Raw genomic sequence first — 20724 nt, forward strand, 5'->3', positions numbered from 1 at the left:
GGCGCGAAACCCCGGCAGCGCCTACGATGGCGTGCCATGCCACCCGCAAAGCAGGAAGAAGACCTCCTCGTCGTCGCCAGGCCCGAGGGCCTGTACTGCCCGCCCGGCGATTTCTACATCGACCCGTGGCGGCCGGTGGCGCGTGCCGTCATCACGCACGCGCACTCCGACCACGCGCGCCCTGGGCATGCACACTACCTGGCCCACGTCGACAGCGCCGGCACGCTGCGCGCGCGCCTGGGCCGCGACATCCCGCTGCAGACGCTGCCTTACGGCGAAGCCATCGAGCACCACGGCGTGCGCGTCTCCCTGCACCCGGCTGGCCATGTGCTGGGCTCTGCGCAGGTGCGGCTCGAGCACGGAGGGCGCGTGTGGGTGGCCTCGGGCGACTACAAGACCGAGCCCGACGGCACCTGCCCGCCCTTCGAGCCGGTGCCCTGCGACACCTTCATCACCGAGTCGACCTTCGGCCTGCCGATCTACCGCTGGCCCACGCAGGCCGTGCTGTTCGCGCAGATCGACGCATGGTGGCGCGCCAATGCCGAAGCAGGGCGCGCCTCGGTGCTGTTCTGTTATGCCTTCGGCAAGGCGCAGCGCATCCTGCACGGCGTGGACGCGAGCATCGGGCCCATCGTCGTGCACGGCGCGGTGGAGCCGCTCAATGCCGTGTACCGCGCGGCCGGCGTGGCGCTGCCGCCCACCCTGCGCGCCGATGACGCGGGTGTCGACGCCGCGCTGCTTAAGCGCGCGCTGGTGCTCGCACCGCCCTCGGCACAGGGCTCGCCGTGGATGCGACGCTTCGGCAACTACGCCGACGCCTTCGCCAGCGGCTGGATGCAGCTGCGCGGAACGCGCAGGCGGCGCGGCGTGGACCGGGGCTTCGTGATGTCCGACCACGCCGACTGGCCAGGCCTGCAGCAGGCCATTGCCGGCACGGGCGCCGAACGGGTTTTCGTCACGCACGGCAGCGTGCAGGTGATGGTGCGGTGGCTAGGCGAGAACGGCCTCGACGCACAGGCCTTCAGGACCGAGTACGGCGACGAGGACGACCAGGAAACTTCCCGAGGATCGGCGAGCGGGCAGACGGCGCGCGATGCAGACGCCGGCAGCCCCCATCCCGACCTTCCCCCAGCGGGGGAAGGAGAAGCACCGTGAAGGCCTTTGCCGCGCTGTACCACGAGCTCGACGCCAGCACATCGAGCCTCGCCAAGCAGGCCGCCTTGCAGCGCTACCTGCGCGAGGCCGACGCAGCCGACGCCGCCTGGGCCGTCTACTTTCTCGCGGGAGGCAAGCCGCGCCAGCTGGTGCCCGTGAAGCTGCTGCGACTGCTCGCGCAGGAAGCTGCCGGCCTGCCCGAGTGGCTGTTCGACGAGAGCTACGACGCGGTGGGCGATCTCGCCGAAACCATCGCGCTGCTGCTGCCTCCGCCGAGCGAGGCGCACGAGCTTGGCCTCGCGGGCTGGGTCGAGCAGCACCTGCTGCCGCTGCGCGATGCCGCCAAGGCGGCGCCCGATCAGCTCGCCGACCGCCTGCGTGCGCAGTGGCGGCAGCTCGCGCCCGAGGAGCGGCTGGTGTACTTCAAGCTCATCACCGGCGCGTTCCGCGTCGGCGTGTCGAAGCTGCAGGTCACGCAGGCGCTCGCGGCCGTGGGAGGCATCGACGCCAAGCGCGTCGCGCAGCGGCTCATGGGCTACACGCACATCGGCGGGCGGCCGCAGGCCGACGACTATCGCGCGCTGGTCGCGGCCGAGTCGGGCGTCGAGCAGGAACAGAAGACCAGCGGCCAGCCGTACCCCTTCTTCCTCGCGCATCCTTTCAACCAGCCGCTGGAGCAGTTCGACGCAGTGCTGGGCCCGCCGTCGGACTGGATCGTCGAATGGAAGTGGGACGGCATCCGCGCGCAGCTGGTGACGCGCGCCGGCACGGTATGGGTGTGGTCGCGCGGCGAAGAACTGGTGACCGAGCGCTTCCCCGAACTCGCCGCGCTCGGCGAGGCGCTGCCCGATGGCACGGTGCTCGACGGCGAGATCGTCGTCTGGCGCGAAGGCCGCGTGCAGCCCTTCGCCGAGCTGCAGAAGCGCATCGGCCGCAAGACGCTGGGCGCGAAGCTGCTGCGCGACATTCCGGTGGTGCTGCTGGCCTACGACATCCTCGAATGGGAAGGGCGCGACCTGCGCGCGCTGCCGCAGTCGGAGCGCCGCGCGCTGCTCGATGAACTCGTCGGGCGCATGGACCACCCCTCGCTGCTGCCCAGCCCGATGCTCACAGGCCTCGACTGGCCCGATCTCGCGCGCCAGCGTGAAGCGGCGCGCACCATGGGCGTCGAAGGGATGATGCTCAAGCGCCGCGACGCGCAGTACGGCGTGGGCCGCACCAAGGACGTGGGCGTGTGGTGGAAGTGGAAGATCGATCCGCTGAGCGTCGACGCGGTGCTGATCTACGCGCAGCGCGGCCATGGCCGGCGCGCCAGCCTCTTCAGCGACTACACCTTCGCCGTGTGGGACGGCCCGCCGGAGCAGGAAGACCGCAAGCTCGTGCCCTTCGCCAAGGCCTACTCGGGCCTCACCGATGCCGAGATGGCGCGTGTGGACGCGATCATCCGCAAGACCACGGTGGAGAGCTTCGGGCCAGTGAAGAGCGTCAAGCCCACGCTGGTGTTCGAGCTGGGTTTCGAGGGCATCGCGCACAGCACGCGGCACAAGAGCGGCATCGCGGTGCGCTTTCCGCGCATGCTGCGCTGGCGCGAGGACAAGCCGGTGGAAGAGGCCGATACCCTTCAGACGCTGGCGGCGTTGTTGCCAGCATGAGCAGCAGGATCGTCAAGACAGCGCTCGACACGTGGTTCGCCGCGCGCGGATGGAAGCCGTTCAAGTTCCAGCGCGAAGTCTGGAAGGCCATTGCCGATGGCCGCTCGGGACTTCTGCACGCCACCACCGGTGCGGGCAAGACCTACGCCGTGTGGCTCGGCGCGCTGCGGGCCTTCGTGCGGGCGCGCAAGCCGGCGGCATCGGCGAACGCTCGGCCTGTTGCCGAGCCGCTCACCGTGCTGTGGCTCACGCCGATGCGCGCGCTGGCGGCCGACACGCTGCGCGCCCTGCAGCAGCCGCTGGAAGCCCTCGGCGCCGAGGTGCATCCGTGGAGCGCCGGGGCGCGCAGCGGCGACACCAGCTCGGCCGAGCGCAGCGCGCAGAACCAGCGCCTGCCCACGGTGCTCGTCACCACGCCCGAGAGCCTTTCGCTGCTGCTCGCGCGGGCCGATGCGCGCGAAGTGCTCGGGCATGTGTGCATGGCGGTGGTCGACGAATGGCACGAGCTGCTGGGCAACAAGCGCGGCGTGCAGGTGCAGCTCGCGCTCGCGCGGCTGAAGCGCTGGAACCCGGGCCTCGCGATCTGGGGCATGTCGGCCACGCTGGGCAACCTGCACGAGGCGATGCATGCGCTGCTGGGCCATGAAGAGGGCGTGCTGGTGCAGGGGCAGGTGCCCAAGAAGCTCGTCATCGATTCGCTGCTGCCCGGCGTCGCCGAGCGCTTTCCGTGGGGCGGCCACCTGGGCCTCACGATGCTGCCGCAGGTGATCGAGGAGATCGCCGCGAGCAGCACGACGCTGGTCTTCACCAACACGCGCTCGCAGGCGGAGATCTGGTACCAGGCGATGCTGGAGGCCAGGCCGGAGTGGGCCGGCCTCATCGCGCTGCACCACGGTTCGCTCGACCGCGAGGTGCGCGAATGGGTGGAGCTGGGCCTGAAGAACGGCGAGCTGAAGGCGGTGGTCTGCACCTCGAGCCTGGACCTGGGTGTGGACTTCCTGCCGGTGGAGCGCGTGCTGCAGATCGGCTCGCCCAAGGGCGTCGCGCGGCTGCTGCAGCGCGCGGGCCGTTCGGGCCATGCGCCGGGCCGGCCTTCGCGCATCACGCTCGTGCCCACGCACAGCGTGGAGATGGTGGAAGGCTCGGCCGCGCGCGTCGCCATCGCGGCCGGGCACATCGAGGCGCGCCATTCCCCCGGGCAGCCGCTCGACGTGCTGGTGCAGCACCTGGTGACGGTGGCGTTGGGCGGCGGCTTCGTGCCCGACGACCTGTACGACGAAGTGCGCGGCACGGCGGCCTACGAAGGCCTCTCGCGCGAGAGCTGGCAGTGGTGCCTGGAGTTCGTGGCGCAGGGCGGCCCGTCGCTTGCGGCCTATCCGGACTACAAGCGCGTGGTGCCCGACGCCGAGGGCGTCTGGCGCGTGCCCGATGCGCGGCTCGCGCGGCGGCACCGCATGAACATCGGCACCATCGTGAGCGACGCGAGCATCTCGGTGCAGTACCTCGGCGGTTCGAAGATCGGCAGCGTCGAAGAGAGCTTCGTCGCGCGCATGAAGGCCGGCGACTGCTTCCTGTTCGGCGGGCGCATGCTGGAGCTGGTGCGCATCCACGACATGACGGCCTGGGTGCGTCGCGCGAGCGGCAAACGGGCCGCGGTGCCGCGCTGGGGCGGCGGTCGCATGCCGCTGTCGAACACGCTGGCCGACGCGGTGGTGCAGCAACTCGCGCAGGCCGGCGAGGGACGCTACGACTCGCCCGAGCTGCAGTGCGTGCGCCCGCTGCTGGAGATACAGCAGCAATGGTCGGCGCTGCCCACGCCGCAGACGCTTCTGGCCGAGACCCTGAGCACGCGCGAGGGCTCGCATCTGTTCCTGTATCCCTTCGCGGGCCGGCATGTGCACCTCGGGCTCGCGAGCCTGCTGGCGTGGCGCGTCGCGCAGCACGAGGCGCGCACTTTCTCCATCGCGGTCAACGACTACGGTTTCGAGCTGCTGAGCGCGACCGAGGTCGACTGGCCGGCACTGTTGCCGCAGGTGCTGACGCTGCCGCAGGGCGAAGGCGCACGAGAGATGCTGCTGCACGAAGTGCTGGCCTCGCTCAACGCCAGCGAACTCGCGCAGCGGCGCTTTCGCGAGATCGCGCGCGTCTCGGGCCTCATCTACCAGGGCTATCCGGGCGAGAAGCGCAGCAGCAAGCAGCTGCAGGCTTCGTCTTCGCTGTTCTGGGAGGTGTTCCGCAAGTACGACCCCGGCAACAGGCTGCTGCGGCAGGCCGAGCAGGAACTGCTCGCGCAGGAGCTCGAGATCGGCCGCCTGCGCGCGAGCCTCGAACGCATCGCCACGCAGCAGCTGGTGCTGAAGCCGCTCGCGCGGCCCACGCCTTTCTCGTTTCCGCTGATGGTCGAGCTGTTCCGCGAGAAACTGTCGAACGAGAACGTGGCCGACCGCATCGCGCGCATGGTCGAGCAGCTCGAGAAGGCCGCGGGCGGCGTTGTCACCGCCGGCGGCGTGGAGCGAGTGAAGGGCACGCTGGCCTTCGGGCAGGAAGGGCCGGGCAAGCCGCCGAAGCCGGTGAGCCAGCGGCGCGACCGCAGGCGACCGTCGCGACCGTCAAGGCCGCTGCCGCCGCTCTAGTCTCAGCCCGCGCCGTGCGCCTTCACCCAACGCACGATGTCGGCCGCGCCCATCGCGCCGGCCTGCCGGGCCACTTCGCGGCCGCCACGGAACAGCGCCAGCGTCGGGATGCTGCGGATGTTGAAACGCGCGCCCAGCGCAGGCACCGCTTCGGTGTCGACCTTGGCGAGCCGCACGTGGGGCTCCAGCTGGGCCGCAGCCTGTTCGTAGGCGGGCGCCATCTGGCGGCAGGGGCCGCACCAGGGCGCCCAGAAATCGACCAGCACCGGGATCTCGTTGCGCGCGATGTGGCGGTCGAAGGTGGCGGCATCCGCCAGCGCCGTCGAATGGCCGGTGAACAGCGGGCGGTGGCAGCTGCCGCAGTCGGGCGCGCTGCCCAGCTGCGCCGCGCGCACGCGGTTGGTCGTGTGGCAGTGCGGGCAGACGATGTGCAGCGGGGGCGATTCGGTCATGGCCGGCAGATGGGGGCTGCGGAGGGCCTTTGCAAGGCGGTCGCGGGTTTTGCGACACTGGCTGCGTGACTTCTTCCGATACATCCGCGAAGCCGCTCGCCGTTGATTGGGCGGGCGAGCTGCTGCACCTGCTGCCCGAGCGGGCCCTGTGGTGGCCCGGGCAGCGCGTGCTGTTCGTGGCCGACCTGCACCTGGGCAAGGCCGCGACCTACCGCGCGCTCGGCCAGCCGGTGCCGGGCGGTACCACGCAGCAGAACCTGGCGCGGCTCGATGCCCTGATCGAAAGGCATGCGCCCCAGCGCATCGTGTTTCTCGGCGACTTCCTGCACGCTGCGCAGGCACGCACGGTGCTCTCCGCCGTCGAGGCCTGGCGCGCGCGCCACGCGGCCGTCGCCATGACGCTGGTGCGCGGCAACCACGACAGCCGCGCGGGCGATCCGCCGGAGGCGCTGGGCATCGAGGTGGTCGACGAGCCTTTCCTGCTGGGCCCCTTCGCCTGCTGCCACCATCCGCAGACGCATGCGACGCACTTCGTGCTCGCGGGGCATCTGCACCCGGTCTGCCGACTCCAGGGCAGGGGACGCGACAGCGTGCGGCTGCCTTGCTTCGCGAGCGACGAGCAGCAGGCCGTGCTGCCGGCCTTCGGCGAGTTCACGGGCGGGTGGTTGATGGAATCGGCGCCGGGGCGGCGCTTTCACGCGGTGGGCGGCGATGCCGTGTGGGCGGTGCCGCCGCGCGAAGGCTTCTAGAGAACGACGGGCTCGTCCGGCAGCTCGTTCACGTCCACTTCGCCCTCGGCCAGCGGAAAGTGCTCGACCAGCAGCGCGGAGATCTCTTCGAGCGCCTGCGTGAGCCCGTCCTCGAAGCGGCCTTCGCGGAAGGCCGCGCTCATGCGCTGGGCCATCGCCGCCCATTCGGCGTCGTCCACATGCGCGTCGATGCCCCGGTCGGCCACGATCTCGATGGCGTGCTCGGCCAGCAGCAGGTAGATGAGCACCCCGTTGTTGTGTGCGGTGTCCCACACGCGCAGCTTGCCGAACAGCGTCACGGCGCGTTCGCGCGGCGACGCGTGGCGCCACAGGTAGGACGTCGGCAGGCCGGCCTCGACGCAGATGCGGATCTCGCCGCTGTGGCGCCGCTCGCTCGCGGTCACGCGGCCCGCGAGGCGCTCCAGCGCAGCCGGAGGGATTGCGCGCCGAACCTCGGATTCGTCGATCCAGCGATGGCGCCAGATGCGGCCCAGCTTCGTGAAGAGGCCCGCTTCGTTGCCTGACGGCTTCGTGTTCGTGGTCTGCATCGTGTTCACCAGTCCCCCGACGCGCCGCCGCCGCCGAAATTGCCGCCACCGCCGGAGCTGAAACCACCGCCTCCGCCACCACCGCTGAAGCCGCCACCACCGCCGCCCCAGCCTCCGCCGCCGGAACTCCAGCCGCCGCCCCCGCCACCGCCCGGCCGCCCGGTGCCCGCGACCAGCGAGACGATCAGTGCCACCAGCGCCGCGATCACCGCGATGGCGATGCTGGTGGTGATGAAGAACACCACCACGCCCACGCCGCCGCCGATGAACATCGTGCCCAGCTTCTTGCCGAAGATGGCCCGTGCGATCGGCGCGCCGACGAAGACGCCGACGAACAGGAAGATAGCGAGGTTCTCCCAGTCGAAGCCGTCGCTGCCGCCGCTGTTGTTGCCGCCGCCCGTGTTGCGCGAGGGCTCGGGCAGCGGTTCGCCGTCGACCAGCCCGATGAGCCGGTCCACCGCCGCGTTCAGGCCGCCAGCGAAGTCGCCGTTGCGAAAGCGCGGCTTCATCTCCTCGTCGATGATGCGGCTGGCCGCCAGGTCGGGCACCGCGCCTTCCAGCGTCTTGGCCGTGGCGATGCGCATCTTGCGATCGTCCTTTGCCACCACGACCAGCAGGCCGTCGCCGACGCCCTTGCGGCCGATCTTCCAGGCATCGCCCACGCGCTGCGTGTAGCTGGCGATGTCCTCGGGTGCGGTGGTCGGCACCATCAGCACAACGATCTGCGAGCCCTTGCGCTGCTCGAAGGCCGCGAGCTTGGTTTCGAGGCCGTTGCGCTGTGCGCTGTCGAGCGTGCCGGTCTGGTCCATCACCCGCGCGGTGAGCGTGGGGATCGGGAGCAGGCCCTGGGCGGTTGCGTTGCCCATCGCCAGCAGCACCCAGAGTGCCGCAAGTGCCTGGAGAAATAGCGCGCACCAGTCCGGGAACACCGCGGAACCGGCTTTGCCGGGCCGCAGGTGTTGCCCCCGGTGAGAGGTGAGGCGCAGTGACACGAAGTGCACGAAGCCTGGGGGAGAGCTACTTCTTCGGGGTGCTGAAGTCGACCGTCGGCGGCGTGGAGATCTGCGCCTCGTTCTGCACCGAGAAGTTCGGCTTCGGCGCGTAGCCGAAGATCTTGGCCGTGAGGTTGGTCGGGAAGCTGCGCGCGAGCACGTTGTACTCCTGCACGCTCTCGATGTAACGGTTGCGCGCCACGGTGATGCGGTTCTCGGTACCTTCCAGCGTCACGCGCAGGTCGCGGAACGACTGGTTGGCCTTCAGGTCGGGGTAGCGCTCCGACACCACCATCAGCCGCGACAGTGCCGAGGAGAGTTCGCCCTGCGCCTGCTGGAACTTGTTGAAGGCCTCGGGGTTGTTGAGCGTCTCGGGCGTCACCTGGATCGAGGTGGCCTTGGCGCGCGCCTCGATCACCTTGGTGAGCGTGTCCTGCTCGAAGCTGGCCTCGCCTTTCACGGTGGCCACGATGTTCGGCACGAGGTCGGCGCGCCGCTGGTACTGGTTGAGGACCTCGCTCCAGGCCGACTTGCTGGCCTCGTCGAGGGACTGGAACTGGTTGTAGCCGCACCCGCTCAGGGACACGACCGCGGCAAGAATCAGGAACCAGCGCTTCATCATCATTTGCATTACCTCCGCAGAAGATGCGGAAGGTAGCATAGACGGCTCCATGGCCGTCGATCCTCTACAAGCCCTGCAAGCTGCCAATCGTGCGGTATTGCCCGTTGCATCTTCCGCCTTCGGTACGCTGCTGATCGCCGGCGCGACCGGCGCGCTGGGCGCCGAACTGCTGCGCCGGCTGGCGGGCAGCCACCGGCATGCCCACACCCGCGTGCTGGCGAAGGAGCCGATCCGCGACGGACTGCGCGGCGTCGAGACCTACCTGAGCCCGGCCCCGCCGATCGCGCAATGGCCGCTGACTTCGGCCCACACCGCCATCATCGCCTTCGACCCGCCGCGCCTGTACCACGACCGCGAGCGCGCGCTGTGGGTGCCTGAGCCTTCCGACCTGCCCGAACTGGCCTGCTGGCTGCGCGCCTGCGGCGTGCAGACGCTGGCCATCGTGCTGCCGCATGACCAGGGCCGGCTGCCCGAGGCGCTCAAGCGCGGGCTCGCGAGCCTCGACGAGCAGGCGGTGGTGGCTTGCGGCTTCGAGCGCGTGATCCTCGTGCGCTCCGCGCGCAAGCCGGTGAACGCGAAGATCGCCAATCCCTTCGAGCGGCTGGCTGCATGGATGCTGTCGGTCGTGCGCTTCATGGTGCCCAGCAGCGAGCAGCCGGTGCGCGCGGTGAAGGTGGCTGAGCTGGTCGATGTGGCGCTGCGCATCGCGCCGCCGGGCGTGCACGTTGCAGCGCCGGAGCTGGTGTGGGAATCAGCGCAGGGCGATATGCCGGCAGTTGCCGCGCGCTGGCTCGGTGTGTCGGGCTGAGGGTCAGCTGCGCCACTTGCGCAGCAGCTCCTGCGACTCCATCACCAGCCCCAGGTGCAGCGACACCATCGCGAGCGCTGCGTCTTCCAGATGAGGATCGGTGCCGCGCACGAGGTCGCGCAGCACGATCACGCGGTAGTTGCGGTTGCTGGCGTCGAAGGCGGTGTTGAGCACGCAGCAGTCGGTGAAGCCGCCGTCGAGCACCACGGTCTCGATGCGCTGGTTGCGCAGCAGAAAGTCGAGGTCGGTCGGGTAGAAGGCCGAGAGCCGGCGCTTGCCGTCCACGCGCATGTCGCCGGGCTCCACGCGTGTGACCCATTCGGTCCACTTCGAGCCTTCGATGGCGTGCGCGTCGGCGTTCGGAATCTCGCCCACGTGCAGTGGGAAGGTGCGCCGCCACGCGGACGGAATGCCGTTGATGTCGTCCACCCCGCCGGGCCGCAGCACCGACCGTACGTGCACGATGCGCACGCCCAGCGCGCGCACCGCGTCGTGAAAACCGTCGATGGGCGTCACCACGTCGCGTGCGCGCGGCGCGGGGCATGGGCAGTCGGGGCTGTCGTCGAGGTGGCCGCGATGCATGTCGATGGAGACGACAGCCGTGGTGGCCGGATTCAGGTAGTCGGCGAACAGCGCCGCGTCGAGCTCGCGCTCCTCGTTGTAGACCCAGGCCTTCATCGGCGTTCTTCTCTCACATAGGGTTGGCCCAGCGCGCCGGGCTCTTCGTCGGCACTGCGCCGCGAGAGCGCGACCCACACCATCACGCCGAGCGTCACCGCGTACGGCGTCATCATCACGAAGTACTGCGGCAGCTGCACGCCGGCAGCGGCCAGTTGGGGAATCAGCGCCTCGATGCAGCCGAAGAGCAGCGCGCCGACAAGCGCCTTCCACGGCGACCAGCGCGCGAAGATCACGAGGCCCACCGCAATCCAGCCGCGCCCGCCGGTCATGCCCGCGATCCACAGCTTGGTGCTGACCACCGAGATGTAGGCGCCCGCCAGCCCCACCAGCGCCGAGCCCGCGAGCACCGCCGCGAACCGCCATGCGGTCACGCGGATGCCGGCTGCGTCGGCCGCCTGCGGGTTCTCGCCCACGGCGCGCAGCCGCAGGCCGGCCGAGGTGCGCGCGAAGAACCACGCCACCGCGCCGAAGATCGGCAGCGTGAGCCACACCATCGCGTTCTGCTCGAAGAGCTTGCCCACGCCCGGCAGCACCGAGAGCGGCCACAGCCCCATCGCGCCGATGCCTTCGGTGGCATGGTTGGTCCACTCGGCCATGGAGCCGACCAGCGCGGTGAGCCCCTGGCAGAAGAACACCAGCGCGAGCCCGGAGATCACCTGGTTCACGCGCAGCCAGATCACCATCACCGCGAACAGCACCGACACCACGCTGGCCGCCAGCATCGCGAGCACCAGCGAAACGGCCGGCTGGCCGATGACGATCTGCGCGCCGATGCCGGCCAGCGCGCCGACCAGCATCAGCCCTTCTGCGCCGAGGGCGAGCACGCCCGCGCGCTCGCAGATGATGAGACCGAGCGCCGCGAGCGCATAGGGCACGGCGAAGTCGGGCGTGCTCGCCAACCAGTTGAGGACGATGCCGCTGTTCATGCCACAGCCTCCCCACCCACGCGGCGCAGCCGGTGGCGGATGAAGAAATCGCTCGACGCCACGCACACCACAATCACCGCCTGTATCAGCTGCACCATCGAGAACGGCACCTGGTAGAACACCTGCAGGCTGCGGCCGGTGACGAAGAGCGCCGCCACCAGCAGCGCCACCACCGTGGCCGCCAGCGGGTTGTTGCGCGCGAGAAAGGCGATGAGGATGCCCGAGAAGCCGTAGCCCTGGTAGAAGGCCTGCGTGAGCCGGCCTTCCTGCCCCGCCGCCACCGCGAAACCCGCGAGCCCGGCCATCGCACCTGACAGCAGCACCGCGCCGTAGATGGTGCGCCGCACCGGCACGCCGCTGGCATGCGCCACACGCGGGTTGGCGTCGACGAAGCGCAGGTACAGGCCCATGCGGCTCACGCTCGCCAGCCACCACGCCAGCAGCGCGACGACGCCCGCCAGCAGGATCGAGCTGCCGATGCCCGCGCCCAGCTCGGGCAGGCGCTCGAACACGCGGAACTGCGGCGAGTAGGGGAAGTTGTCCTTCGGGTCCTTCCAGCTGCCGTAGACCAGGTGCAGCAGGAAGTTGGCCGCCATGTAGTTGAGCATCAGCGTCGAGATGATCTCGTTCACGCCCAGTTTGAGCTTGAGCCACGCTGGGCCCAGCACCCACAGCAGGCCGCAGCCGATGGCGGCGACGAACATCAGCGGCAGGCGCAGGTTCTCGGGGCCGATCTGCCACATCGAGATGGCGGTGGCGCCGATGGCGCCCCAGATCATCTGGCCTTCGAGCCCGAGGTTCCAGAAGCGCGCGCGGAACGCGACGCAGCCCGCGAGGCCGACGAGGATCATCGGCGCGGCCTGGAACAGCACGGCGCGGAAGTTCTGGCCGTCGAAGAAGGTCTGCATCACGAACTCGTTGGCGAGCTCGTCGGCCGGCACGCCCGCCGCGATGAGGATCGCCGCCGAGATGGCGAAGCCCGCGAGCAGCGCGGCCGCGAGGATCAGCGCCTGCCAGTGCCAGGCCATGTGCTGGCGGATCTCCAGTGCATAGCGGCGGCCGGCAAGCGGCTGGGGCTGTTGCGCCGCCTGTGTCTTGCGCGACGGGGCCATGTCGGCGGAGAGCGATGCTTCAGCCATGGTCCACCATCGCCTGTCCGATGGCCTGGCGGTCGGCGGGCTGCGCGAACTCGCCGGCGATGCGCCCGCGCGTCATCACGCCCACGCGGTCCGCGAGCTGCAGCACCTCGTCGAGGTCCTCGCTGATGAGCAGCACCGCCGCGCCGCTGTCGCGCGCGGCGCGCAGCCGCGCATGCACCTCGGCGCTGGCGCGCACGTCGAGCCCGCGGCTGGGGCTGTGCGCGAGCACCAGCGTGGGCGACTTGCCGAATTCGCGCGCCAGCACCAGCTTCTGCGCGTTGCCGCCCGAGAGCAGCGCAGCCTTCTGCGCAACCGAGCGCACGCCCTGCACGTCGAAGGCGCGCACCGCTTCCTGCGTGTCGCTCTGGATGCGGCTGCGGCGCAGCCGCCACACGGGGCCGTAGCGGCCGGTGTGCACGCGGCCGATGGCGTAGTTCTCGGCGACCGAAAGACCGCCCGCGAGCGCGAGCCCATAGCGGTCCGCCGGAATCGCGGCGATGCCGATGCCCCGGCGCACCGATGCGGCCATGGTCTTCAGGTCGCCGTGGCCTTCGAGCCGTATCTCGCCCTCGGTCGGCTCGCCCTGCAGGCCCATGATCGCGCCCGCCAGTTCGCCCTGTCCGTTGCCGCCCACGCCGGCCAGCCCGTAGATCTCGCCCGCATGCAGTTCAAGGTCGACGCCGTCGAGCACGCGGCGGCCCTCGGGCGATGCGGGCGTGCGCAGCCCGCGCACCGAAAGGCGCACCGGTCCGCGCGGCGCCGCCGGCGGCTGGAAGCCCTGCGTGGCGATCGACTCGCCCACCGTGAGCTTCACCAGCTCCGCGACAGAGGTTTCGCCGGGCTGCAGCGTGGCCACCGTGCGGCCGCCGCGCATCACCGTCACGCGGTCGGCGTAGGTCTTCACGTCGGCCATCTTGTGCGTGACCAGCACCACCGCCGCGCCCTTGCGCGCCAGCCCCTGCACCGTCTGCAGCAGGCGCGCGGCCTCCTGGTCGGTCAGCACGGCCGTGGGCTCGTCGAGGATCAGGATGCGCGCCCCTGCCAGCAGCACCTTGAGGATCTCCACGCGCTGCTGCTCGGCGACCGACAGCGCATCGACACGCTTCGACGGATCGATGTCGAAGCCCAACTCGGCGGCCTTGTTGCGGATGTCGCGCGAAATCTCGCGCAGCCGCTCGCCATGGCTCTGGAACTCGGACGGCGGCGGCGCCGTGAGCAGGATGTTCTGCGCCACCGTGAAGGGCCGCACCAGCTTGAAATGCTGGTGAACCATGCCGATGCGGTGCTTCGCCGCGTCGCGCGGGCCGGCGAAGCGCACCGCGTTGTCGTCCACCAGCAGTTGCCCGGCCTCGGGCGCGTAGAGCCCGGCGGCGATGTTCATCAGCGAGGACTTGCCCGCGCCGTTCTCGCCCAGGAGCGCATGCACCTCGCCCCAGCGTGCGGAGAAGTGGGCATCGGTCAGCGCCGCGAAGCCGTCGAAGGACTTGCGTATGCCGGTGAGTTCGAGCGCATTGGGCATGAGGTGCGTGGCTCCGGCTTACTTCTGCGTGACCACGCCCTTGACGAACCAGTCCATCTTCCAGAGGTCGGCGTCCGACAGCACCGCGCCCTTGGCCACGCGCTCCTTGCCGTCGCGGTCGGCGAGCGGGCCGGCGTAGATCTGCTTGCCCTTCATGATCGCGTCGCGTTCGGCGGTGATGAGGGCGGCCTTGTCCTTGGGCACGGCGGGGCCGAAGCCGGCGATGTCGGTGCCGCCGTCCTTCATCTCGATGAACGCGCCGTACTGCGCGGGTTTCCAGCCGCCGGCGATGATCTTCTTGAGCTCGGGCGTCAGGAAGCGGTCCCACACCCACACCGACGAGCACAGCGTGGCCTTGGGCGCGAACTGGCGCAGGTCGCGGTGGTGGCCGGTGCCGTACACGCCGCGCTCCTGCGCGACGATCTGCGGCGTGGGGCTGTCCACGTGCTGGCCGATCACATCGGCGCCCTGGTCGATGAGCGCGGCCGCGGCGGCGCGCTCCTTCACCGGGTCGTTCCAGGCGCCGGTGTAGATCACGTTGACGGTGGCGTTCGGGTTCATCTTCTGCGCGCCGAGTGCGAAGGCGTTGATGGTCCAGTTCACCACGCCGAAGGGGTTGGCCGCGACGAAGCCCAGCTTGCCGGTCTTCGATGCGGCGCCTGCGGCCATGCCGCAGAGGTACTGGCTCTCGTAGGTGCGGCCGTAGAAGGATTCGAGGTTGCTGCCGTTGGTGGTGCCCGAGCCGTTGAGGAAGGCCACGTCGGGGTACTTCGCGGCCAGGTCCTTGAAACTGTCGGAGTAGCCGAAGGCGGTGCCGATCACGATGTTGGCGCCGCGCTGGATGAACTTCTCCGCCGCCGGCTTGATGGCCGAGGCGTCCTCGGGCACGTTCTCCACGAACTGGATCTTCTGGCCGATCTCCTTTTCGATCTTCACGCGGGCCTCGTCGAAGGCCTGCGTCCAGCCGCCGTCGTTCTTCGGGCCGAAGTAGAGCATCGCGATCTTCGGCTTGTCCTTCAGAGTGAAGCCGTCGGCGGCGGCAGCGGGCAGCGTGGTGAAGTACGCGCCTGCGGCCGCGATGGTCATCGCGAAGCCCAGGCCGGGAGTGAGGGTGCGCAACTGCATGGAACTACCTTTGAAGGGAGGCGTTGAAGAAGGGGAAGCGGGAGGGGGAAAGAGAGAGCAGCGAGCGGGCGCGGTGCGCGTCACATCATGAAGTTGATGCGGAACACGTTGCCCTCGGGATCGAGCAGCACCGACTGGTACCAGTTGTAGTAGGTGACGTAGGGCGGCTTGACGAGCGTGGCGCCGGCTTCGAGCGCGACGGGCACCATGCGATCGACGTCGGCCTGGCTGTCGACGTCGATGTTCAGCAAAAACTTCACGCCGCGCGTGTCAGAGAACTCGCTCAGGTGCAGCAGCTCGTAGGCATCGAGCGCGTTGAAGCCCAGGCTCGACTTACCGGTGTCCAGCCCGCGGAAGATGGGCGAGCGGATCGCCTCGATCTCTGTGAAGCCGAACACGCGCTGGTAGAAGCCGCTGAGCGCGACCACGTCCTTCGCGAAGACGTTGACGTAGGACAGGTGGGCCATGCGTTCAGGCCGTCACTTTGGTGCCGCCGAAGGTCGTCTGCTTGACGAACTTCGAGGTGAGGTGATCGCCAGAGGAGATGGGTGGGTACTTCGCCTCTTCACCCGGCGCGAGGCAGCTCGGCAGGCACTCGACCATCGCGTCGTAGTTCGGCTGGTGGAAGAACACCAGCGACTGGCGGCGGTTGGTGCTCGCCACCTCGAAGGGCGGGTTGATCACGCGGTGCAGCGTGGATACCCACTGGTCGTTGGTCCACTGCATCATGAGGTCGGCGATGTTGACCACCAGGCCACCCTCGACCTGCGGCACGTCCACCCACTGGCCGGCCTTGTTGAACACCTGCAGGCCCTTGTCGTCGGGCAGCACGATGGTGAGGCTGCCGTAGTCGCTGTGCGCGCCAGCGCGCAGCTGGCCCGGCAGCGGCTGCTCGCGCTGCGGCGGGTAGCTCAGCACGCGGAACATGCTGATGTGCTTGTCGATCTTGTCGTCGAAGAAGGTCTCGGGCAGCGAGAGGCCGAGCGCGAAGACGCGCATCAGCGAGCGCGAGAGATCGCTCATCGCGTCGAAGTAGCCCTCGTAGGCTTCCTTGAAGCCTTCGATGGGCGGCCAGCTGTTGGGCTCGAAGTGCGGGCCTGCGGCGGGGCCGCGGTGGTAGTCGTCGTCGGGCACGTTCGAGGGGCCGATGGAGAAAGACTCCTTCAGGTCGCCGGGCGCGGCCTCCTCGAGGCTGTAGGAGAGGCCTTCCTCGCCCACCGCGCTGTAGCCGCGCACGGCGTCCTCGCGCGGGCGGTCGACCTTGCGCTTCTCGCCCAGCGGCATGTCGAAGAACTTGCGCGAGAGCGACGACACGCGCGAGATCAGCTCCGGCGAGATGCCGTGGTTGGTGATGACGAGGAAGCCGATGCTGCGGCAGGCTTCGTCGACTTTCTTCGCGACCTCCGCCTTGCCTTCGGCGGTGCCGGCGAAGTAGGGCGCGAGATCGATGATGGGTACGGACAGCAGGGTCATGGCAGGTTCCTCTTGCTTGGCATGCCTTTCGCCATGCAACGTCTGTGCCAGTTGGACCAAATGGACAAACAGCATTCTTCGCGTCAGCATGGTGCGCAGGAATGCGTTGCGAAGGCGGTCGCGGCGCAAGGCGATGCACCGTGGCCTTACAGTGGTGCGCCGTCCGCCGATTCACGATCAGATCAATCAAGAGCGAGGGAAGATGCCGAAGACAAAAGCGCTGGCTGCGAATGCCGGCAAGGAGAGCCCGGCGCGCAAGCGCGCGAAGCCCGCGGTGCGAAGCGCGTCCGCAGTGAACCGCCGGTTGCGCCAGATAGAGGACAAGCGCAGCGCGATCCTCGGCGCGGCGCTGGGGCTGTTCTCGCGCTTCGGCCTGCATGGCACCTCCATCGACCAGGTGGCTGCGCGCGCCGATGTGTCGAAGAGCAACCTGCTCTATTACTTCGCGAACAAGGAAGAGCTTTACGTCAACGTGCTGCGCGACCTGCTCGCGCTGTGGCTCGAACCGCTGCGCGGCTTCAGCGCCGAGCAGGACCCGGCCGAGGCCATCGGCGACTACATCCGCCGCAAGCTGGTGGTTTCGCGCGACAGGCCCGATGCATCGCGGCTCTTCTGCCTGGAGATGATCCAGGGCGCGCCGCTGCTGCGCGACGAGCTGGACCGCGAACTGCGCACGCTGGTGGAGAAGAAATCGGAAGTGATCCGTGCGTGGATCGAGGCGGGCAAGCTGGCGCCCGTCGATCCGCACCATCTCATCTTCGCGCTGTGGGCGATGACGCAGCACTACGCGGATTTCGGGGTGCAGGTGCAGGCGCTGTCGGGGCATACGCTGGAAGACGAAGCCTTCTTCGAGCGCGCGGTGGAGAGCGTTCAGCGCATCGTTCTCCAGGGCATCACGCCGCGGCCGCGCTGAGTCTTGCTCCCTCTCCCCTTGGGGAGAGGGCTGGGGTGAGGGTGGCGGCCTGAATGTCGTCGCTGCCCTTGCAGGTGCCGCTGCCCCCCTCACCCTAACCCTCTCCCCAAGGGGAGAGGGAACAAGCGAGGTCAGTGCTGCGGCGGCGCCGCAATCTCGTGATAGCGCCGGTCGAAGTAGATCAGCCCCTGCGCCGCGCCGCCGATGGCGATGGACACCGCCTCGCAGAAGAGCACGTCGTGCGTGCCCGCGCTCGTCGCGTGCACCACGCGGCAATCGAACGACACGGCCGCGTCGTCGAGCATCGGCGAGCCAGTGGTCTTGCTGCTCCAGCGCGCGGCGGCGAAGCGATCGTCCATCGGCGTCTTGCCGCCGAATAGCGCAGACAGCGACTGGTGCCCCGCGGCCAGCACGTTCACGCACAGCACGCCGTTGGCCTTGAACGCCGGGTACACCGAGGCCGAGCGGTTCAGGCACACCAGCAGCGTCGGCGGCTCGTCGGTCACGCTGCACACCGCCGATGCGGTGAAGCCGGCACGGCCGGCCGGGCCGTCGGTGGTGATGATGTTCACCGCCGCGCCCAGCCGTGCCATCGCGTTGCGGTAGTCGGCCTTCTGCAGGCCCTGCGCCAGCACGGCGGGGTTGGGGGACGATGAAGCGGGATTCGAGGCCATGGCGTTCTGCAGCATCTCGAGTGACTCCTTCAGGCCAGCAGGCAGGCCTCGTCGAAGGACAGCCGCGGCAGGCGGCCGAACACCTTCGACGCGTCGCCGTGGCCGAGGTTGATGAGGAAGTTGACGGTCCAGTCGGTGCCCTCGAAGAAGGCCGCGTCGACCTTCGCCTTGTCGAAGCCCGACATCGGGCCGGCGTCGAGCCCCACCGCGCGCGCCGCGAGCAGCAGGTAGCCCGCCTGCAGGCTGGCGTTGCGAAAAGCTGTCTCGTGTGCGGCCTCGGGGCTGCCGGTGAACCAGCTGCGCGCATCGGCGTGCGGGAACAGCGTGGGCAGCCTGTCGTAGAACTTGCGGTCCCACGCGGCGATGACGGTGACGGGCGCGGCCATGGTCTTGTCGAGGTTGCCCTTTGAGAGCGCCGGCGCGAGGCGCTGCTTGCCTTCGGGCGTGCGCACGAAGACGAAGCGCGCGGGCGAGCAGTTGGCCGAGGTGGGGCCCAGGCTCGCGAGTGCGTAGACCTGCTTCAGCTGGGCATCGGTGACGGGTTCGTCGGTCCAGCCGTTGTGGGTGCGCGCGCCGGTGAAGAGCAGCGAGAGCGCGGCGTCGTCGAGGGTGGAAGCGATGGTGGTGGTCATGCTGGAACGGCGGGTGAGCTGACCCGCGAAAGAAAGTCGAGCAGGCTGCGGTTGAAGTCTTCTGCCTCGGTCACGCAGTGCGCGTGGCCGCCATGCGGCACGAAGTCGAGCGTGACGTCGCGCAGGCCGTCGGCCAGGCGCTGCGAGCAGGTCCAGGGCACGAGCACGTCGTCCCTGGCGGCGGCCACGAGCGTGGGCGCGGAGATGTCGGCGAGGCGCGCGTCCACGTCGAAGGCCCGCAGGGCGGAGATGCGCGCGCGCATGTTGGCTTCGCCGGGGAAGTGCGCGAAGGCATGGTCGACTTCATCGGCCACGCGCTGCGCGTTCTCGGCCGCCCATGCGGCGGGGTACAGGAAGATCGGCTGCGCTTCGACGTATGCGCGCGGGCCGCAGGCGCCGAGCAGGGCAAGTCGTGCATCGAAGCAGCGCGCCGAATGCGGGTTGGGCTTCGACCATGCATTGACGAGCGCGAGGCTCGCGATGCGCGAAGGCGCATCCAGCGCGAGCTGCAGGCCGACGAGGCCGCCGAGCGCATGGCCCGCGAAGTGGCACCGCGAGGTGCTGGTGGCGTCGAGGATCTCGAGCACGTCCTGCGCCATGTGCGCGATGGCGTAGGCCTCGGGCAGCGCGGCGGGGCTGCGGCCCGTGCCGCGCTGGTCGTAGGCGATGACGCGGTGCCCTGCGCCGATGAGCGCGCCGAGCTGCGGCTGCCAGAACCCGGCCGAGCCGCCGAGGCCCGAGGACAGCAGCACGGTGGCCGCCGCATCGGACGGTCCGTGCACCTCGTAGTGCAGCGCGCTCATGAAGCTCAGGCCTTCTTGCCGACGTGCGCGATCGACGCGATCTCGACCAGTGCGTCGGGCTTCACAAGGCCGCACTGGATGCAATAGCGCGCAGGCTTGGTGCCGGGGAAGAACTCGGCGTACACCGCGTTGATCTTCGCGTAGTCGGCCCAGTCCTTGAGCATGATCTGGTTGAAGGTCACGTCGTCCATGGTGCCGCCGGCGGCCTCGACCACGCCCTTGATGGTGGTGAGCACGTGCCTTGCCTGCGCACTCGCGTCGCCCACGTGCACCACGTTGTTGTCCTTGTCGAAGGGCAACGTGCCCGACACGTAGAGCACGCCGTCGGCGAGCGTGCCGGGAACGAAGGGGGCGATGGGAACGCCGGTGCCGGGAGGGATGATGGCTTGCTTGGGCATGGTGCAGAGTCCTTGGTGAAGAGGGTGGGGAAGGGAAATCAGGCAATGGCCGCTTCGGCTGGAACGGACTGGTTTGCAAGCGAAGGTGCGAAGGTGCTGCAGAAGTGCTCCGTCGTGGACACCCAGCCGAAGAAGGTCTCGACGTTGTAGACCGATGCCTTCTGGATCGCAGGGCCCCCGAGTTCGTGCGTGGCGTCCTCGAGCATCACGGCGAAGTATTCGAGGTGGAAGGCATCGCGCAGCGTCGACTCGACGCACACGTTGGTGGCGATGCCGGTGAACACCAGGTGGCGGATGCCGCGCGAGCGCAGCGTGCTGTCGAGCGTGCTGTTGAAGAAGCCGCTGTAGCGGGTCTTGGGCACGACGATGTCGCCCGGCCGGGGCTTCATCTCCTCGATCAGTTCGTAGTCCCAGCCGCCCTTGGCGAGGAACTTGCCCTGCAGCTCGGGCCTGGCGCGCATGGTCTTGAGCGCGTTCGACTTGTGCCAGTTGGGCGAGCCGGGGCCGCCGGCTTCCACGTAGTTCGCGTCCCAGCCGTTCTGCAGGAACACGACCAGCATGCCGGCCGCGCGCGCCGCCGCGATGCTGCGCGAGATGCTGGCGATGGTGCCCTGCGCGCCGGAGATGTCGAAGCCGGCCGAGTCGACGTAGCCGCCGATGGAGGCGTAGGCGTTCTGCATGTCGACGACGATCAGCGCGGAGTCGGTGGCGTGCAGCGCCAGCGGCTCGGGGCGCGCGGGCAGGATCAGCGGCGCGGGCGCACCGGGTGCGCGCGGCGCACCCACGGGCGTGTTCGAGGTGAGGGTGGTGTTGCGTGCCGGAGTGGTCAT

22 protein-coding genes are annotated in these 20724 nt (G+C 69.4%); 6 read left to right on the forward strand and 16 right to left on the reverse strand.

Annotated features, from left to right (window positions below; translation table 11 throughout):
* Positions 1-36: 36 nt before the first annotated feature.
* Genes AC1VNX_RS04055 through AC1VNX_RS04065 form a run of 3 tightly spaced genes read left to right on the forward strand, consistent with a single transcriptional unit; the run spans position 37 to position 5440 of the window.
* Positions 37-1155 carry a ligase-associated DNA damage response exonuclease gene (locus AC1VNX_RS04055; RefSeq protein WP_483155566.1) on the forward strand — a complete coding sequence of 373 codons (1119 nt, stop codon included), beginning with the start codon at positions 37-39 and terminating at the stop codon, positions 1153-1155.
* Positions 1152-2807 carry an ATP-dependent DNA ligase gene (locus tag AC1VNX_RS04060; protein ID WP_483155567.1) on the forward strand — a complete coding sequence of 552 codons (1656 nt, stop codon included), beginning with the start codon at positions 1152-1154 and terminating at the stop codon, positions 2805-2807. The genes AC1VNX_RS04055 and AC1VNX_RS04060 overlap by 4 nt, the downstream gene beginning before the upstream one ends.
* Positions 2804-5440: a ligase-associated DNA damage response DEXH box helicase gene (locus AC1VNX_RS04065; protein WP_483155568.1), complete on the forward strand. Its 2637-nt coding sequence runs from the start codon at positions 2804-2806 to the stop codon at positions 5438-5440. Before AC1VNX_RS04060 ends, AC1VNX_RS04065 begins: the two co-directional genes overlap by 4 nt.
* Positions 5441-5442: 2 nt before the next feature.
* Here AC1VNX_RS04065 and trxC read toward each other — a convergent pair whose 3' ends face one another.
* Positions 5443-5892 carry a thioredoxin TrxC gene (gene trxC / locus AC1VNX_RS04070; protein ID WP_301507652.1) on the reverse strand — a complete coding sequence of 150 codons (450 nt, stop codon included), beginning with the start codon at positions 5890-5892 and terminating at the stop codon, positions 5443-5445.
* 65 nt (positions 5893-5957) lie between these two features.
* Between trxC and pdeM the strand changes: the two genes are divergently transcribed.
* Positions 5958-6641, forward strand: coding sequence for a ligase-associated DNA damage response endonuclease PdeM (gene pdeM, locus AC1VNX_RS04075; RefSeq protein WP_483155569.1), 684 nt, complete (start codon positions 5958-5960; stop codon positions 6639-6641).
* Here the strand turns inward: pdeM and AC1VNX_RS04080 are convergent.
* The 3 genes from AC1VNX_RS04080 to AC1VNX_RS04090 all read right to left on the reverse strand — a co-directional run bounded on the left by AC1VNX_RS04080 (position 6638) and on the right by AC1VNX_RS04090 (position 8806).
* The gene (locus AC1VNX_RS04080; protein ID WP_483155570.1) at positions 6638-7189 is read right to left on the reverse strand and encodes a TPM domain-containing protein; all 552 of its coding nucleotides are present in this window, start codon (positions 7187-7189) and stop codon (positions 6638-6640) included. The two genes, pdeM and AC1VNX_RS04080, sit on opposite strands and share 4 nt — an antisense overlap.
* A 5-nt stretch (positions 7190-7194) precedes the next feature.
* Positions 7195-8055 carry a TPM domain-containing protein gene (locus tag AC1VNX_RS04085; RefSeq protein ID WP_483161872.1) on the reverse strand — a complete coding sequence of 287 codons (861 nt, stop codon included), beginning with the start codon at positions 8053-8055 and terminating at the stop codon, positions 7195-7197.
* A gap of 151 nt (positions 8056-8206) precedes the next feature.
* Entirely contained in the window at positions 8207-8806 is a 600-nt protein-coding gene (locus AC1VNX_RS04090) for a LemA family protein (RefSeq protein WP_483155571.1), read from the reverse strand.
* 46 nt (positions 8807-8852) lie between these two features.
* Here AC1VNX_RS04090 and AC1VNX_RS04095 point away from each other — a divergent pair, with 46 nt between their 5' ends.
* Positions 8853-9611: a hypothetical protein gene (locus tag AC1VNX_RS04095; RefSeq protein ID WP_483155572.1), complete on the forward strand. Its 759-nt coding sequence runs from the start codon at positions 8853-8855 to the stop codon at positions 9609-9611.
* 3 nt (positions 9612-9614) lie between these two features.
* On the opposite strand, the gene AC1VNX_RS04100 is transcribed toward AC1VNX_RS04095, so the two are convergent.
* The 7 genes from AC1VNX_RS04100 to AC1VNX_RS04130 all read right to left on the reverse strand — a co-directional run bounded on the left by AC1VNX_RS04100 (position 9615) and on the right by AC1VNX_RS04130 (position 16474).
* On the reverse strand, positions 9615-10289 hold the full coding sequence (locus tag AC1VNX_RS04100) for a cysteine hydrolase family protein (protein WP_483155573.1): 675 nt from the start codon (positions 10287-10289) through the stop codon (positions 9615-9617).
* Positions 10286-11218 carry an ABC transporter permease gene (locus AC1VNX_RS04105; RefSeq protein WP_483155574.1) on the reverse strand — a complete coding sequence of 311 codons (933 nt, stop codon included), beginning with the start codon at positions 11216-11218 and terminating at the stop codon, positions 10286-10288. Before AC1VNX_RS04105 ends, AC1VNX_RS04100 begins: the two co-directional genes overlap by 4 nt.
* Positions 11215-12357 carry an ABC transporter permease gene (locus AC1VNX_RS04110; RefSeq protein WP_483155575.1) on the reverse strand — a complete coding sequence of 381 codons (1143 nt, stop codon included), beginning with the start codon at positions 12355-12357 and terminating at the stop codon, positions 11215-11217. Before AC1VNX_RS04110 ends, AC1VNX_RS04105 begins: the two co-directional genes overlap by 4 nt.
* Entirely contained in the window at positions 12350-13876 is a 1527-nt protein-coding gene (locus tag AC1VNX_RS04115; protein ID WP_483155576.1) for an ABC transporter ATP-binding protein, read from the reverse strand. The genes AC1VNX_RS04110 and AC1VNX_RS04115 overlap by 8 nt, the downstream gene beginning before the upstream one ends.
* 18 nt (positions 13877-13894) lie before the next feature.
* Positions 13895-15001, reverse strand: a complete 1107-nt coding sequence (locus AC1VNX_RS04120; protein WP_483155577.1) for a BMP family ABC transporter substrate-binding protein — start codon at positions 14999-15001, stop codon at positions 13895-13897.
* Between the two features lie 80 nt (positions 15002-15081).
* Positions 15082-15468, reverse strand: coding sequence for a VOC family protein (locus tag AC1VNX_RS04125; RefSeq protein WP_369660599.1), 387 nt, complete (start codon positions 15466-15468; stop codon positions 15082-15084).
* 4 nt (positions 15469-15472) lie between these two features.
* On the reverse strand, positions 15473-16474 hold the full coding sequence (locus AC1VNX_RS04130; protein ID WP_483155578.1) for an isopenicillin N synthase family dioxygenase: 1002 nt from the start codon (positions 16472-16474) through the stop codon (positions 15473-15475).
* Between the two features lie 202 nt (positions 16475-16676).
* Here AC1VNX_RS04130 and rutR point away from each other — a divergent pair, with 202 nt between their 5' ends.
* Positions 16677-17387 (forward strand): HTH-type transcriptional regulator RutR, encoded by a 711-nt coding sequence (gene rutR, locus AC1VNX_RS04135; protein ID WP_483155579.1) that lies wholly within the window; start codon positions 16677-16679, stop codon positions 17385-17387.
* Positions 17388-17518: 131 nt separating this feature from the next.
* On the opposite strand, the gene rutF is transcribed toward rutR, so the two are convergent.
* The 5 genes from rutF to rutB are packed head-to-tail and all read right to left on the reverse strand — an operon-like array spanning position 17519 to position 20724.
* Positions 17519-18076 (reverse strand): NADH-dependent FMN reductase RutF, encoded by a 558-nt coding sequence (gene rutF / locus AC1VNX_RS04140; protein ID WP_483155580.1) that lies wholly within the window; start codon positions 18074-18076, stop codon positions 17519-17521.
* A gap of 14 nt (positions 18077-18090) precedes the next feature.
* Entirely contained in the window at positions 18091-18693 is a 603-nt protein-coding gene (locus AC1VNX_RS04145) for a malonic semialdehyde reductase (RefSeq protein WP_483155581.1), read from the reverse strand.
* Positions 18690-19496 carry a pyrimidine utilization protein D gene (gene rutD / locus AC1VNX_RS04150; protein ID WP_483155582.1) on the reverse strand — a complete coding sequence of 269 codons (807 nt, stop codon included), beginning with the start codon at positions 19494-19496 and terminating at the stop codon, positions 18690-18692. The genes AC1VNX_RS04145 and rutD overlap by 4 nt, the downstream gene beginning before the upstream one ends.
* 5 nt (positions 19497-19501) lie before the next feature.
* Positions 19502-19894 (reverse strand): pyrimidine utilization protein C, encoded by a 393-nt coding sequence (gene rutC, locus AC1VNX_RS04155; RefSeq protein ID WP_019657601.1) that lies wholly within the window; start codon positions 19892-19894, stop codon positions 19502-19504.
* Between the two features lie 38 nt (positions 19895-19932).
* Positions 19933-20724: a pyrimidine utilization protein B gene (gene rutB, locus AC1VNX_RS04160; RefSeq protein ID WP_483155583.1), complete on the reverse strand. Its 792-nt coding sequence runs from the start codon at positions 20722-20724 to the stop codon at positions 19933-19935.

The sequence above is a fragment of the Variovorax sp. TLI9-5A genome (assembly GCF_056867935.1).

Coding starts and splice junctions, on each gene's coding strand:
- trxC (WP_301507652.1), bottom strand. CDS start 5,892: ATGACCGAATCGCCCCCGCTGCACATCGTCTGCCCGCACTGCCACACG.
- rutD (WP_483155582.1), bottom strand. CDS start 19,496: ATGAGCGCGCTGCACTACGAGGTGCACGGACCGTCCGATGCGGCGGCC.
- AC1VNX_RS04095 (WP_483155572.1), top strand. CDS start 8,853: ATGGCCGTCGATCCTCTACAAGCCCTGCAAGCTGCCAATCGTGCGGTA.
- AC1VNX_RS04115 (WP_483155576.1), bottom strand. CDS start 13,876: ATGCCCAATGCGCTCGAACTCACCGGCATACGCAAGTCCTTCGACGGC.
- AC1VNX_RS04090 (WP_483155571.1), bottom strand. CDS start 8,806: ATGATGATGAAGCGCTGGTTCCTGATTCTTGCCGCGGTCGTGTCCCTG.
- AC1VNX_RS04110 (WP_483155575.1), bottom strand. CDS start 12,357: ATGGCTGAAGCATCGCTCTCCGCCGACATGGCCCCGTCGCGCAAGACA.
- rutB (WP_483155583.1), bottom strand. CDS start 20,724: ATGACCACTCCGGCACGCAACACCACCCTCACCTCGAACACGCCCGTG.
- AC1VNX_RS04080 (WP_483155570.1), bottom strand. CDS start 7,189: ATGCAGACCACGAACACGAAGCCGTCAGGCAACGAAGCGGGCCTCTTC.
- rutR (WP_483155579.1), top strand. CDS start 16,677: ATGCCGAAGACAAAAGCGCTGGCTGCGAATGCCGGCAAGGAGAGCCCG.
- rutF (WP_483155580.1), bottom strand. CDS start 18,076: ATGCTGCAGAACGCCATGGCCTCGAATCCCGCTTCATCGTCCCCCAAC.
- AC1VNX_RS04055 (WP_483155566.1), top strand. CDS start 37: ATGCCACCCGCAAAGCAGGAAGAAGACCTCCTCGTCGTCGCCAGGCCC.
- AC1VNX_RS04125 (WP_369660599.1), bottom strand. CDS start 15,468: ATGGCCCACCTGTCCTACGTCAACGTCTTCGCGAAGGACGTGGTCGCG.
- AC1VNX_RS04065 (WP_483155568.1), top strand. CDS start 2,804: ATGAGCAGCAGGATCGTCAAGACAGCGCTCGACACGTGGTTCGCCGCG.
- AC1VNX_RS04145 (WP_483155581.1), bottom strand. CDS start 18,693: ATGACCACCACCATCGCTTCCACCCTCGACGACGCCGCGCTCTCGCTG.
- AC1VNX_RS04085 (WP_483161872.1), bottom strand. CDS start 8,055: ATGGGCAACGCAACCGCCCAGGGCCTGCTCCCGATCCCCACGCTCACC.
- rutC (WP_019657601.1), bottom strand. CDS start 19,894: ATGCCCAAGCAAGCCATCATCCCTCCCGGCACCGGCGTTCCCATCGCC.
- AC1VNX_RS04100 (WP_483155573.1), bottom strand. CDS start 10,289: ATGAAGGCCTGGGTCTACAACGAGGAGCGCGAGCTCGACGCGGCGCTG.
- AC1VNX_RS04120 (WP_483155577.1), bottom strand. CDS start 15,001: ATGCAGTTGCGCACCCTCACTCCCGGCCTGGGCTTCGCGATGACCATC.
- AC1VNX_RS04130 (WP_483155578.1), bottom strand. CDS start 16,474: ATGACCCTGCTGTCCGTACCCATCATCGATCTCGCGCCCTACTTCGCC.
- AC1VNX_RS04105 (WP_483155574.1), bottom strand. CDS start 11,218: ATGAACAGCGGCATCGTCCTCAACTGGTTGGCGAGCACGCCCGACTTC.